The organism is Halomarina ordinaria (assembly GCF_030553305.1).
Classification (GTDB): Archaea; Halobacteriota; Halobacteria; order Halobacteriales; family Haloarculaceae; genus Halomarina; species Halomarina ordinaria.
Map to the genome: position 1 here is coordinate 912,899 of NZ_JARRAH010000001.1, position 13,169 is coordinate 926,067.

Annotated in this window: 12 protein-coding genes; 6 read left to right on the forward strand and 6 right to left on the reverse strand. The window is 69.8% G+C overall.

Annotation, left to right across the window (positions count from 1 at the left end):
* Window positions 1-124: 124 nt before the first annotated feature.
* Window positions 125-871 (forward strand): DUF7547 family protein, encoded by a 747-nt coding sequence (locus P1Y20_RS05025; protein WP_304447564.1) that lies wholly within the window; start codon window positions 125-127, stop codon window positions 869-871.
* A gap of 2 nt (window positions 872-873) precedes the next feature.
* On the opposite strand, the gene P1Y20_RS05030 is transcribed toward P1Y20_RS05025, so the two are convergent.
* The 5 genes from P1Y20_RS05030 to P1Y20_RS05050 all read right to left on the reverse strand — a co-directional run bounded on the left by P1Y20_RS05030 (window position 874) and on the right by P1Y20_RS05050 (window position 5,195).
* A complete protein-coding gene (locus P1Y20_RS05030; RefSeq protein ID WP_368662135.1) occupies window positions 874-1,236 on the reverse strand; it encodes a Zn-ribbon domain-containing OB-fold protein in 363 nt (120 codons plus the stop codon).
* On the reverse strand, window positions 1,233-2,387 hold the full coding sequence (locus P1Y20_RS05035; protein WP_304447565.1) for a thiolase family protein: 1,155 nt from the start codon (window positions 2,385-2,387) through the stop codon (window positions 1,233-1,235). The genes P1Y20_RS05030 and P1Y20_RS05035 overlap by 4 nt, the downstream gene beginning before the upstream one ends.
* A 141-nt stretch (window positions 2,388-2,528) precedes the next feature.
* A complete protein-coding gene (locus tag P1Y20_RS05040) occupies window positions 2,529-2,876 on the reverse strand; it encodes a DUF8022 family protein (RefSeq protein WP_304447566.1) in 348 nt (115 codons plus the stop codon).
* Between the two features lie 2 nt (window positions 2,877-2,878).
* On the reverse strand, window positions 2,879-4,450 hold the full coding sequence (locus P1Y20_RS05045) for an acyl-CoA carboxylase subunit beta (RefSeq protein WP_304447567.1): 1,572 nt from the start codon (window positions 4,448-4,450) through the stop codon (window positions 2,879-2,881).
* 1 nt (window position 4,451) lies between these two features.
* A complete protein-coding gene (locus P1Y20_RS05050) occupies window positions 4,452-5,195 on the reverse strand; it encodes a beta-ketoacyl-ACP reductase (protein ID WP_304447568.1) in 744 nt (247 codons plus the stop codon).
* A 336-nt stretch (window positions 5,196-5,531) separates the two neighbouring features.
* Between P1Y20_RS05050 and P1Y20_RS05055 the strand changes: the two genes are divergently transcribed.
* The 5 genes from P1Y20_RS05055 to P1Y20_RS05075 all read left to right on the forward strand — a co-directional run bounded on the left by P1Y20_RS05055 (window position 5,532) and on the right by P1Y20_RS05075 (window position 12,887).
* The gene (locus P1Y20_RS05055; RefSeq protein ID WP_304447569.1) at window positions 5,532-6,692 is read left to right on the forward strand and encodes an alpha-1 4-glucan-protein synthase; all 1,161 of its coding nucleotides are present in this window, start codon (window positions 5,532-5,534) and stop codon (window positions 6,690-6,692) included.
* Between the two features lie 55 nt (window positions 6,693-6,747).
* A complete protein-coding gene (locus P1Y20_RS05060) occupies window positions 6,748-7,917 on the forward strand; it encodes an extracellular solute-binding protein (RefSeq protein WP_304447570.1) in 1,170 nt (389 codons plus the stop codon).
* Window positions 7,917-9,500, forward strand: a complete 1,584-nt coding sequence (locus tag P1Y20_RS05065) for an ABC transporter permease (RefSeq protein ID WP_304447571.1) — start codon at window positions 7,917-7,919, stop codon at window positions 9,498-9,500. Before P1Y20_RS05060 ends, P1Y20_RS05065 begins: the two co-directional genes overlap by 1 nt.
* Complete coding sequence (locus tag P1Y20_RS05070) at window positions 9,490-10,641, forward strand: ABC transporter ATP-binding protein (protein WP_304447572.1); 1,152 nt, start codon at window positions 9,490-9,492, stop codon at window positions 10,639-10,641. The genes P1Y20_RS05065 and P1Y20_RS05070 overlap by 11 nt, the downstream gene beginning before the upstream one ends.
* Window positions 10,642-10,808: 167 nt before the next feature.
* A complete protein-coding gene (locus P1Y20_RS05075; RefSeq protein WP_304447573.1) occupies window positions 10,809-12,887 on the forward strand; it encodes a DUF7846 domain-containing protein in 2,079 nt (692 codons plus the stop codon).
* Here the strand turns inward: P1Y20_RS05075 and P1Y20_RS05080 are convergent.
* Entirely contained in the window at window positions 12,884-13,165 is a 282-nt protein-coding gene (locus P1Y20_RS05080) for a hypothetical protein (protein WP_304447574.1), read from the reverse strand. The two genes, P1Y20_RS05075 and P1Y20_RS05080, sit on opposite strands and share 4 nt — an antisense overlap.
* Between the last annotated feature and the right edge of the window lie 4 nt (window positions 13,166-13,169).

Genomic DNA, 13,169 nt, shown 5'->3' on the forward strand with positions numbered 1-13,169 from the left:
TTTCGAATAGTCCGTGGTAGGATATAATAAGGATTGTGGAGAGAGTCGGGACTCTCGCAGAATAGGACACGTCTCACTTCCGAACGGTCGACACACGTTTGCCTCGGCGCGCCAACGCCGACACATGAGCAATCGGCCCCGCGACGACGACCTCGAAGCGCGCGTCGACGACCTCGCGGCGACGCTCGACGCCCTCCGCGACGAACTGGCGGACCTCGACGAGCGAGAGGGCCTCGGCGGGCGGGAGAGACGGCCGCGCCGTCGAACGCCGCCGCGTCCCGGGGAGTTCCTCCGGTTCACCGAGGAGTACACCATCCCGACGCTCGTCTCGTTCCTCGAGGCGAACATCCGCGCGCTGGAACTGCTCCAGGGACTGCTCCGCATCGCGGGCGGGCGGGACCTCCCCCGGGGCGACGCCGACCGCGAACGGGTCACCCGCGCCGGCCAGCGCGCGCTCGACGGGGTCGACGCCGTCCTCTCGGACCTCGGCGACGCGCTGGAGGGCCAGCCGACCGACGAGGACGCCCGTGACCTGCTCGGAGAGGCGCGCACGCTCCGCCGCGACATCGACGACGCGCTCCGGGGACGGTCGCGACCGACCCGACAGGTCGACGACGTGAGGGACGACCCGTCGCGGCGCGACGCGGGGACGGACGCCGACGACGCCGACGGCCCCATCTCCATCGCCGTCGAGGACCGCCGCGAGGACGAGAACGAGGCGGAACGAACTGGGGCGGACCGCGACGCGGGCGACGCGACGGACGCCCCGCCCGGGGTGGACGTGGACGCGGAACTCGACGCGATTCGTCACGAAGTGCGTGGCGACGAGGAGGGGGACGAGTCGTCGTCGCCCGACGAGGAGGAGGAGTAGTCCTACTCGACCGGTTCGAACCGGTAGCCGTCCCAGGTCTGACTCTCGGGTTCGCGGATGCCCGCGTTCGGGTCGCGCAGGTCGTCGGCGTACACCGGTCGGACCTCGTCGCCGATGTCGACGCTCGCCTCCGTGAGCTGGCCGAGGGCGCGGACGGGTTCGCCGTCGACGTCGAACTCGACGATGGCGAGGTGGTTCGGTTCGCGCACGCCCGGGGGTGCCGACATACTGGTCGTCCAGGTGACGACCGTCGCGGTGTACTCGCTCAGGTCGACCGTCTCGACCGGTTCGCTCCCGTCGGGGCCGACCGGGTGACCGGGGTAGCTGATGCTGCCGTCGGCGTACCGGGTCGCCTCCATCGTCACTGTCCCGCCTCCATGATGGTGGTGATGACGCAGTTGCCGAACCCGCCGACGTTACAGCAGAGACCGACCTCCGCGTCGACCTGCCGCGGGCCGGCCTCGCCGACGAGTTGCGTGTATATCTCGTAGCCCTGTGCGACGCCGCTCGCGCCCAGCGGGTGGCCCTTGGACTTCAGGCCGCCGGAGGTGTTGATGGGCAGGTCGCCGTCGCGTTCGGTGACGCCCTCCTCGACGGCCTCCCAGGCGTGGCCCTTCTCGAAGAAGCCGAGGTCCTCGCTCTGGAGGAACTCGAGGATGGTGAACATGTCGTGGAGTTCGGCCACGTCGATGTCCTCGGGACCGTAGCCCGACATCTCGTAGGCGATCTCGCCGCTGTCGACGACGCCGCCCATGGTCGTCGGGTCGGCACGCTCGTGGACGACGTGGGTGTCCGTCGCGCCGCCGACGCCCGCGATGCGGACGTAGTCGTCGGCGTACTCCTCGGCCACCTCGACGGGACAGAACAGCAGCGCCGCGCTCCCGTCGGTGATGGGACAGAAGTCGTACAGCCGGAGCGGGTCGGCGACGATGGGCGACTCGAGGACGGTGTCGAGGTCGACCTCCTTCCGGAACTGCGCGTGGGGGTTGTCGACGCCGTTCTTGTGGTTCTTCACCGCCACGCGCGCGAGGCTGTCGCGCGGCGCGTCGTAGGTGTCGAGGTAGAGCCGGGCCGTCAGGCCGGCGAAACTCGGCAGCGTGACGCCGTGTTTGTACTCGACGGGGTGGGTGATGGACGCGATGACGTCCGTCGCCTCCTTCGTCGTACAGTGGGTCATCTTCTCGCCGCCGACGAGCAGCGTCATGTCGCTCGCGCCGCTGGCGACCGACTGCCACGCCGCGTAGATGCCCGCGCCACCGGAGGAGGACGTCTGGTCCACGCGCTGGGTGTACGCCGGAATCGCGCCGAGGTCGTGCGCCAGCATGTTCGGCACGCCCGTCTGTCCCTCGAACTCGCCGCTCGCCATGTTCGAGACGTACAGGTGGTCTATCTCGTGTGGGGCGACGTTCGCGTCCTCCAGACACGCCTGGCCGGCCTCGGCGAGCAGGTCGGACACCCAGCCGTCGCGCTGGCCGAACTGGGTCATCGACGCACCGACGATGGCGACGTCCGTCATCGCCGTCCCTCCGTCGCGTCCCTCATCGCTCCCCCTGGAACCACGTCCCGTCGCGTGGTGTCTCGATACTGTCACTCATTGTCGTGCCTCATGACGCGGGATGCACTTTGAACCCTGATAAGTGTTGGCGGTTCGCCGGCGTCAGCGCCGGCCGCGGGCGCGGCCGGCCATCTTCCACTCCTCGCCGCGCGCGACCGTCCGGGGGAGGTCACAGCGGGTGCGACAGCCGTAGCGACCCGCGAGCGACCAGCGGTCGGGCGTCTCGGGGGTCGACTCCCGGGCGGCGGCCGCCCGCCGGTCGGCGAGGTGGGCCTGGACGGCACAGACGAGCGCCGCGGCCTCCTCGTCGCTCGCGTCCGCCGGAATCGAGACCGAGACGGTTCCGGCCTCCGTGGGGACGTCGACGGTCTGGTCGGTCGGTTCGGCGTCGAGGGCGGTCTCGGCGTCGCTGTCGATGCTGTGGACGTGGGTGTGGGCTTCGGTGGACATGGTTACAGTGGGATGTTGCCGTGGTCTTTCGGCGGGCCGTCGGCGCGCTTGCGTTCGAGGAGCGCGAGGTCCTCGACGAGCCGCTCGCGCGTCTCCTGCGGCTCGATGACGTCGTCGATGTAGCCCCGCTGGGCGGGCTTGTACGGGTTGGCGAACTCCGCTCGGTACTCGTCCATCAGGGTCTCGCGGCGGGCGTCGGTGTCCTCGGCCTCGCGCAGTTCGTCGCGGTAGAGGATGTTGACGGCGCCACGGGGGCCGAGGACGGCCATCTCGGCGCCGGGCCAGGCGTAGTTCACGTCCGCGCCCAGTTCCTTCGACCCCATCACGATGTAGGCGCCGCCGTAGGCCTTCCGGGTGATGACCGTCGCCAGCGGGACGGTCGCCTCGGCGTAGGCGTAGATGAGCTTCGCCCCGTGGCGGATGATGCCGTTGTGCTCCTGGTCGGTGCCGGGCATGAACCCCGGCACGTCGACGAGCGTCACGACGGGGAGGTTGAAGGCGTCACAGAAGCGCACGAAGCGCGCACCCTTCTGGCTCGAGTCGATGTCGAGGGTGCCGGCGTTCGCCCGGGGCTGGTTGGCGACGATGCCCACCGGCCGGCCGTCGAGGCGGGCGAAGCCGACGACGAGGTTGCGGGCGTAGCCGCCGTGGACCTCGAAGAACGTCTCGCGGTCGACGAGTTCGTCGACCACGTCCACGACGTCGTACGGTTTCCGCGGTTCCTCCGGGACGATGGCCGACAGCGCCTCGCAGGAGCGCGCCGGGTCGTCGCCGGTGTCGTAGCGCGGCGGGTCCTCCAGGTGGTTCGCCGGGAGGTACGAGAGGAGGTGGCGGATGTCGTCGAGCGCCGCCTCCTCGGAAGGGGCGGTCATGTGGGCGACGCCGCTCGTCGAGGCGTGGGTGGTGGCGCCGCCGAGTTCGTCCTTCGATATCTGTTCGCCGGTGACCGTCTCGATGACGTTCGGCCCCGTAATCATCATGTGGCTGGTGTCCTCCACCATGACGGTGAAGTCGGTCAGCGCGGGGGAGTAGGTCGCCCCACCCGCACACGGACCCATGATACCCGATATCTGCGGGACGAGGCCGGACGCCTTCGTGTTGCGTCGGAAGATGCGGGCGAAGCCGACGAGCGAGTCGACGCCCTCCTGGATGCGCGCGCCCGCCGAGTCGTTCAGGCCGACGACGGGAACGCCCGCGTCGACGGCCATGTCCATCGCCTTGCACACCTTGTCGGCGACGGCCTCGCCCACGGACCCCCCGAGGACCGTGAAGTCGTGGGCGAAGACGAACACCGGACGGCCGTCCACCTCGCCGCGTCCGGTGACGACGGCGTCGCCCGGGAAGCGCTTCTCTGCCATGTCGAAGTTCGTCGACTGATGCTCGACGAAGGTGTCGAGTTCGCGGAACGTGCCGTCGTCGAGGAAGTAGTCGACGCGCTCGCAGGCGGTCAGTTTCCCCTTCTCGTGCTGGCGCTCGATGCGCGCCTCCCCGCCGCCGAGGTGGGCACGCTCGCGCCGTCTACGGAGCTCCTCGACGGGGGATTCCTCCGCCGTGCGATGGAGTTCCTCGCTCATCTCACCACTCCATGCCGCCGTTGATGGCGAGGATTTGCCCGGTCATGTAGCTCGACTCGGGACTGGCGAGAAAGCGGACGATGCCGCTGACGTCCTCGACCTCCGCGAAGCGGTTGAGGGGGATGCGCTCGATGATCTTCTCCTGGATGCGCTCGGGGACGTCGTCGAGCATGTCGGTGCGGACGAAGCCGGGGGCGACGCAGTTGGCCGTCGACCCCGAGCGCGCCATCTCCAGGGCGATGGTCCGCGTGAAGCCGAAGAGGCCGGACTTCGTGGTGGCGTAGTTGGCCTGGCCGTAGTTGCCCTGCTGGCCCACCACGCTCGAGATGTTGATGAGTCGGCCGTCGGGTGCCTCCAGGAGGTCGCCGAAGAACGTCTTCGTGCAGTTGAAGACGCCCCCGAGGTTCACGTCCATCACCCGCTCCCAGTCCTCGCGGGTCATGTTCTTGAACGTCTTGTCGATGGTCAGACCGGCGTTGTTGACGAGCACGTCGGCGGGCCCGAACGCGCGCGAGACGTCCTCGTACATCGACGCGACGGCGTCGAGGTCCGAGACGTCGGCCTGGACGGCGATGGCGCTCCCCCCGCTCGCTTCGATGTCGTCCACGACGTCGTACGCCTCCGCCTCCGAGGAGCGGTAGTTGACGACGACGTTCGCGCCGCGCTCGCCCAGTTCGCAGGCGATTCCCTTCCCGATACCGCGTGATGCGCCGGTGACGACGCACGTCTGTGATTCGAGTGTCATGGTGTGGTGTCTGTCGCGCCCGTTCACCCCGGTCGGAGCCCGAAGCCGACATCGGAGATGAACCCGCGCACCGTTGTTGCGGTGGTCACTGCGAGCCGTATGAAAGGCTTGTCCTAATATGGCCTAGTAGAAAGTAGGTCGAATACATATAACACGTCAATCAGTTGAACGGCACCGAGTATCGGGCTACAGAGAGCTATTGTGTACCGGTAACGACCAAGGTGTGTGATTTTATATCATGGAACGTATTCCCACGACACGATGAACCGCTGTCAGGAGTGCGCCCGTCGAGAACGGCAGTTATTTTAGGTACCCCTAAAACTAGGGGAGTAAGGAATGACCGCCGACACCTGCGTCATCGTCCCCACGATCCGGGAGTTCGAGTGCATGCGAGCGTACTTCGAGAACGCCCGCGCACACGGGTTCGACCTCGACCGACTCCACGTCCTGTTCGTCACGGAGGACTTCTGTGACGTCGGGGCGATGCGCGACCTGCTCGCCGAGGAGGACGTCTCGGGGGCGGTGTTCGACGGGAGTCGCCGCGAGCAGTGGTACGCCGAGCACGGTATCGAGGCGTACTCGCACCTCGTCCCCGCCGCCAGCCACGCCGAGACGAGCTTCGGACTGCTCTACCTGTGGGCGAACCCCGAGTTCGAGTACGGCGTCTTCATCGACGACGACACGCTCCCCCATCCCGACTTCGACTTCTTCGGGCGACACTTCGAGAACCTCGCCTTCGAGGGCGAGGCGACGGCCGTCGGGAGCGACGAGCGCTGGGTGAACGTCCTCTGGCAGAACGCCGACGACCACGGCCTCTACCCCCGGGGCTACCCCTACAGCGCGATGGACGAGTCCGTCGAGGTCGGCACCGAGCGCGTCGACCGCGTCGTCGCCTCCCAGGGGCTCTGGACGAACGTCCCGGACCTCGACGCCGTCCGCATCCTCATGGACGGCGACCTCAGGGGGCAGGCACAGACCCGGACCACGCGCGAGGACTTCGAGGGGGACTTCGTCGCCCGCGAGGGCGACTACCTCACCGTCTGCTCGATGAACCTCGCCTTCCGCCGCGAGGTCGTCCCCGCGTTCTACCAGCTGCCCATGGACGACAACCCCTGGGACGTGGGCCGGTTCGACGACATCTGGAGCGGCGTCTTCCTCAAGCGCGCCTGCGACCTCCTCGGGACGACCGTCTACAACGGCTACCCGCTCTGTGAGCACAACAAGGCGGAGCGCTCGACGTTCAGCGACCTGAACAACGAGGTCCCGGCGCTCGAACTCAACGAACACGTCTGGCACATCGTCGACGACGCGGGAGAGGGGGCGAGCACCTACGCCGAGGCGTACGAGGCGATGGCGCGGGCGCTCGTCGACCACGAGAACGACTACATCAACGGGGAGTTCCTCACCTACGTCGGCGAACACATGCACGAGTGGGTCGAGTGCCTCGACGCGCTCGCGGAGGCCGAACCGGCGCCCGCCCCCGCCTCGGACGACTGACCGACTCGAAATCGAACCAGCAGGTATAAGTGTTTTAGGCGAACCTAAACAAGTGATGAGCGACGCAAACCGACCGCGCCGCGCGTTCCTCCAGGCGGCGGCGGTCGCTGGTACCGCAGGACTCGCGGGATGTATGGGGCTGTTCAGTGACGACGGCGAGAACGACACCGGCAACGGTACCGAAGGGAACGACACCGCCCCCGACACCGGGCAGATCGGCTCGGGTCGCGAGGGCCGCGGGACGCCCGGCGGGACACCGATGGAGGAGATGCCGGAGCTCTCGGGGACCATCTCGGTCTACTCCGGGCGCGGCGAACCCCTCGTCGGGGCGCTGTTCGACTACATGGAGGACCTCTACTCCGACCTCACCATCGACGCCCGCTACGACAGCTCCGTCGCGCTGGTCAACCGAATCGAACAGGAGGGCGACAACAGCGCGGCCGACGTCTACTACACCGTCGACGCCGGCGGCCTGGGGTCGCTCGCGGAGGCCGAACGGACCGTGACACTCCCCGACGACGTCACCGAACTGGTCAGAGCGGAGTTCCGCTCGCCGGACGACCAGTGGATCGGCACCTCCGGGCGCGCGCGCTCCATCCCGTACAACACCGAGGCGTTCTCCGAGTCCGACATCCCGACGGACATCATGGCCTTCCCCGAACAGGACCGGTTCGACGACGTGATGGGCTGGGCGCCCTCCTACGGGTCGTTCCAGTCGTTCGTCACCGCGATGCGCGTCCTCCAGGGACGCGAGGAGACGAAGGCGTGGCTCGAAGGGATGCTCGACTCGGGTATCCAGGAGTACAGCGACGAGTTCGCCATCGCCCAGGCCGTCGCCGACGGCGAACTCTCCGCGGGGTTCACGAACCACTACTACATCCAGCGCGTCCTCGACGGGCCGAACATCAGTCGCGACGACCCGCCCGTCGCCACGGCGTTCACCGAGAACGACGCGGGGGCGGTGTTCAACGTGGCCGGGGCGGCCGTCGTCGACACCGCGGACGACGAGGAGATGGCCGCGAACTTCGTCCGACACCTGCTCTCGGCCGAAGCACAGGAGTACTTCATCACCGAGACGTTCGAGTACCCGATGATTCCCGAGGCCGAACCAATCGGCGAACTCCCCACCGTCGACGAACTGGAACCGCCCGAGCTCGACCTGGCTGAACTCGCGGACCTCGAGCCGACGATCGAGCTGCTCAGGGAGGTCGGCATCACCATCTGATGGCGACCGACACGGGGACCGAGCGGGGGAACGGGGGGCTGTCGGTCAGCGTCACGCTCGTCGCGGGCGCCATCGCGGCACTCGTCCTCACGCCCGCCCTGTGGCTACTGTTCGGGGCGTTCGAGGCGCGCGGCAGCCTCGGCCTGCTCCTCGCCGACACCACCGTCGAGGTGTTCGTCAACAGCGTCCTCCTCGCCGTCGGCGTCACCGTCGCCTCCATCGCCATCGCCGTCCCGCTCGCGTACCTCACCGTCCGGACCGACCTCCCCGGGAAGCGACTGTTCACCGTCCTGCTGTCGATGCCGCTGGTCGTCCCCTCCTACATCGGTGCGTTCGCCTTCGTCTGGCTGTTCGGCCCGGGCGGGTGGGTGAGCGACGTCCTCGGCACCGTCGGCCTCGATTCCCCGTCTATCTACGGGCTGTGGGGGTCCGTCCTCGTGTTGACGCTCTACACCTACCCGTACGTCTTCATCACCACGCGGGCGGCGCTGAAGACGATGGACACCGCGCTGGTCGACGCCGCCAGGACGCTCCGGCACACCCGCTGGGAGGCGTTCAAGCGCGTCACCTTCCCGCAGATTCGACCCGCCATCGCCGCCGGGTCGCTGCTCGTCTCGCTGTACGCGCTCTCGGACTTCGGGACGCCCCAGATAATGCGCTACGACGTGTTCACCCGCGTCATCTACAGCGCGCGGGCGTACGACTTCGACCTCGCGCTGTTGCTGTCGCTCCAGCTGGTCGTCGTCACGCTGTTCATCCTCGCCGTCGAGGCCCGGGTGCGCGGCAGCGGCGTCCGCTCGGAGCATCCGGGGCGCCAGCCGACGCCCGTCCGGCTGGGTCGGTGGACGCTCCCGGCGATGGCGGCCTGCCTGCTCGTCCCCCTCGTCGCGCTCGCCGTCCCGCTCGGCGTCCTCTCGCACTGGCTCACCGCCGGGACGGCCTCCTACAGCCTCACGTTCCAGCCGCGCTACGGGGCCGCCTCGGCCGTCCTCTCGCTGGGGGCGGCCGTGGTGGCGGCGCTCTGTGCGCTCCCGCTCGCGTACGTCGGCGCGCGCCGGCGCGGCCTCCTCGCAGCGGTCATCGAGCGCGCCTCGTACGTCGGCTACGCCGTCCCGGGCGTCGTCATCGGCCTCGCGTTCGTCTTCTTCGGCGCGCGCTACATCGGAGAGGGCTACTCCTCCGTCGCCGTCGCCATCCCGCTGCTCGTGTTCGCCTACGTCGTCCGGTTCCTGCCGCAGGCCGTGGGGTCGACCCGGACCTCCTTCGAGCGCATCAGTCCCACGCTGGGGGAGGCCGCACGGACGCTCGGGGAGAGCCCGGGGGGTGCCTTCCGCCGGGTGACGCTCCCGCTCGTGGCCCCCGGCCTGCTCGGCGGGGCGGCGCTCGTCTTCCTCACGACGATGAAGGAACTCCCGGCGACGCTCCTCTTGCTCCCGGGGTCGCACACCCTCGTGACCTACCTCTGGACCGCGGAGCGGGCGGGTTACTACGGACAGGCGGCGCTCCCGGCGTTCGCGCTGCTGGCCGTGAGCGCCTGCTCGCTGCTCGTCATGCTGAAACTGGAGGGATACGATGTCGAATGAACTGACACACACGCCGGCGTCCACGACGGACGCCACCGACGCGACGACAGCCGTACCGCGCACCGCCGACCCCGACGGGGCACCCGTCCTCGAACTCGACGGCGTCTCCAAGGCCTTCGGCGACACCACCGTCGTCGAGGACCTCGACGTCACCGTCCACGAGGGCGAACTGCTCACGCTGCTCGGCCCCTCGGGGTGCGGCAAGACCACGACGCTCCGGCTCATCGCGGGCCTCGAACGTCCCACCTCGGGAACGGTCCGCCTGAACGGCGAGACCGTCTCCGGCGACGGGTTCGTCCCGCCCGAGGAGCGCGACGTCGGCGTCGTCTTCCAGGACTTCGCGCTGTTCCCCCACCTCACGGCGGCCGAGAACATCGCCTTCGGGTTGCGCGACCTCGCGGGGGACGAACGCGAGCGCCGCGTCGCCAACCTCCTCGAACTCGTCGGGTTGCCGGACAAGGGCGAGGCGATGCCGGACGAACTCTCGGGCGGCCAGCGCCAGCGCGTCGCGCTCGCGCGTTCGCTCGCGCCCGAACCGCACCTCCTCCTGCTCGACGAACCGTTCTCGAACCTCGACGTCGACCTGCGCGTCGAGATGCGCGAGGAGGTCCGGCGAATCCTCTCCGAGGCGGGCGTCACCGCCGTCTCGGTCACGCACGACCAGGAGGAGGCGATGTCCATCTCCGACCGCGTCGCCGTCATCTCGGCGGGGCGACTCGAACAGGTCGACACCCCCGAGCGGGTCTTCCAGCAACCCGCCTCGCGGTTCGTCGCGGGGTTCCTCGGCCACGCGAGCTTCCTCGCCGGGTCGGTCGAGGGGGAGGTGGTCGAGACGGGCCTCGGTCCCGTCGCCCGCGAGCGCATCCCGGGGCTGACCGCCGAGTACGACGGCACCGACATCGACGTGCTGGTGCGTCCGGACGACGTCCACGCCCACGCCGACGGCCCCGACAACGGGACCGTCGTCCATCGGCGCTACCTCGGGCCGACGGTGCTCTACCGCGTCGAACTCGACGCCGGCGACACTATCTCCTGCATGCACAACCACGCCGACGAGGTCGGCCTCGACGACCGCGTCCGCGTCGACCTGACCGCCGACCACGAGCTGGCGTGGTTCCCGCGAGGTGAGCGAGCGTGGTAGCGAGCGGCCGAGCGGGAGCAGGGAGCGACGAGACTGTGTTCCCGCGAGGTGAGCGAGCGTGGTAACGCGAGTGACCGAGCGGGAGCAGGGAGCGAACCGGAGCGGAGCGACCGGGTTCCCGCGAGGTGAGCGAGCGTGGTAGCGAGCGACCTCGTGTCGGCACAGCAGTGACGAACGCCGGCCCCGTTCGACGGTTCGCCGCCCGACGAGCCTGGTCGCTCGCGCTCTGTGCCCTCGCCGCGCTCGCCGGTCTCTCGGTCCTCCTCGTCGCCCGCGAACTGTTCCCCTACCTGACGGTGAACCACGACGAGGGGGTCTACCTCCAGCAGGCGGCGATGCTGCTGGAGGGGAACCTCTGGCTCACGACCGACCACCCCGGGGCGTTCCGCCCGTGGTTCTTCGTCCAGGACGGCGCGCGCCTCTACCCGAAGTACTCGCCCGTCCCGTCGCTGCTGTTCGCGCCGGGGGTCGCCGTCGGAGCACCGCGGGTCGTCCTCGGCCTCGTCGCGGCGGGGAACGTCGCGCTCGTCGGTCTGCTCGTCCGGGAAGCGTACGACGCGCCGACGGGCCTCCTCGCCGCCGGGGTCGCGCTGGCGACGCCGTTCTTCGTGCTCATCTCCGCCGCGTTCCTCCCCTACGCCCCGACGACGCTGCTGAACCTGCTGTTCGCGCTCGGATACGTCCGGATGGTCCGCCGGGGGAGCTACCGGTACGCCCTCCTCGCCGGGGTCGCCGTCGGCCTCGCGTTCTTCGCCCGGCCGTACACGGCGGTGCTGTTCGCGGCGCCGTTCATCGTCCACGCGCTCCTCACGCTCGTGCGAGTGGTCCGTGAGCGGGGGGTGCGCGGGGCGAGCGTCGTCCCCACCGCGCGCCTGCTGACCGTCGTCGCCCTGCTCGGGACCGCCGGCGTGGCCGTCACACTGGCGTACAACCGGGTCGTCACGGGCGAGGCGCTCCTGTTCCCCTACCAGGCGTTCGCGCCGCTCGACGGCCCCGGGTTCGGCTACCGACGGCTCCTGAACCACGACGTGGTGTACACGCCCGCGCTCGCGCTCCGGACGGCGGGCCACCTGCTGTGGGAACTCGCGACGCGCTGGACCGTCGCGCCCCCCGTCGGGACGCTCCTCGCGCTCGTCGGCCTGCTCACCGTCCGCGGAGAGGGTGAGGCGGGTCCCGAGGCGCTCCCCGACCGGACGCTCCGCCTGCTGTTCGTCGGCGTCGCGGTCAGTGTCGTCGTCGGCAACGTCTTCTTCTGGGGGTCGTTCAACGTCCTCGCGGACCTCGGTGACCCGACCGACGGGTTCATGAGCGAGTTCGGCCCCTTCTACCACTTCGACCTGCTGTTGCCCCTCGCGGCGTTCGGCGCGGCGGGGGCACGCCTGCTCGTGCGGCGGGGGCGCGCAGTCCTCGCCGCGCGGACCGACTACCTCCGCCTCGCGGCGCTGGTCGTCCTCGTGGTCAGTGCGCCCGCCCTGGTGGGCGCGCAGGTGACGGCCCTCGACGGGCCCGTCGAGGAACACGCCGCCGAGACGGAGAAGTACCGGACGGGCGTCGAACCGGTGGCCGAGGCGTCGTTCGACCGCGCGCTCGTGTTCGTCCCCCGGACGTACGGCCCGTGGCTCAACCACCCGTTCCAGACGCTCCGGAACGGCGGGTCGCTCTCGTCGGGTGACGTGCTCTACGCGCAGGACCGCGACGCCGCGGGGAACTTCGCGGTCGTCGACCGCTACCCCGAGCGAACGCTCTACCGCTTCACCTACCAGGGCGAGTGGGGGACCGACCCCGAGGCCCGGGTGACGCCCGCGCTCCAGGAACTCTCGGTCCGCGAGGGCGAGCGCCACGCGGTCGAGACGACGGTCGGAACCGTCGGGACGCCCTCGACGGCACGTCTGGAGACCGCGGAGGGGACCGCGACGGTCCCCGTCGAGGCGAGCGGCGAGTCGGCGACCGTCGAGTGGGCGCTCGACGACGACGGGGCGGCGGTCGGCGGGGAGTCGGTCCCGCTCGCGGCCGACGGGACGGAGACCGTCGCGCTGACGGTGACGTTCGTCCAGGAGGGCGGGTCGACGCTCACCTACCGACAGGAGGTGGCGGTCGACGCCTCGGAGGGGTCGGTCAGGATACTCTGGCCGGGGAAGACGTCGGTCTGTTCGCTCACGACCGACTGCGGCCGCGAGGGGACGTACCTCCCCGACGGGGACTACGTGTCGGGGGCGTCCGTGAACACCACCGTCCGCACCCGTTAGACGCGCAGGCGGACGTCGGTGCCGGGGACGCGCACCGCCGCGCCGCCGCGGCCCGCACGCCGGCGGGCCAGCCCCGACGCGAGGGTCACGGTGAGGACACCCGCGAGGAAGCCCGTCGCGACCAGCGCGGCGAGGAGGGGGTAGCTCACGACCAGCAGTACCGCCGGGATGACCAGTGCCACCGCGAACGCCACGAGGACGGCGCGAGCGTCGGGAACCGTGGGTGGGGTGGGGGTCGCCGAACCGGTGCGACCGGAGAGGGGTCGAGTCGTTCTCATCACG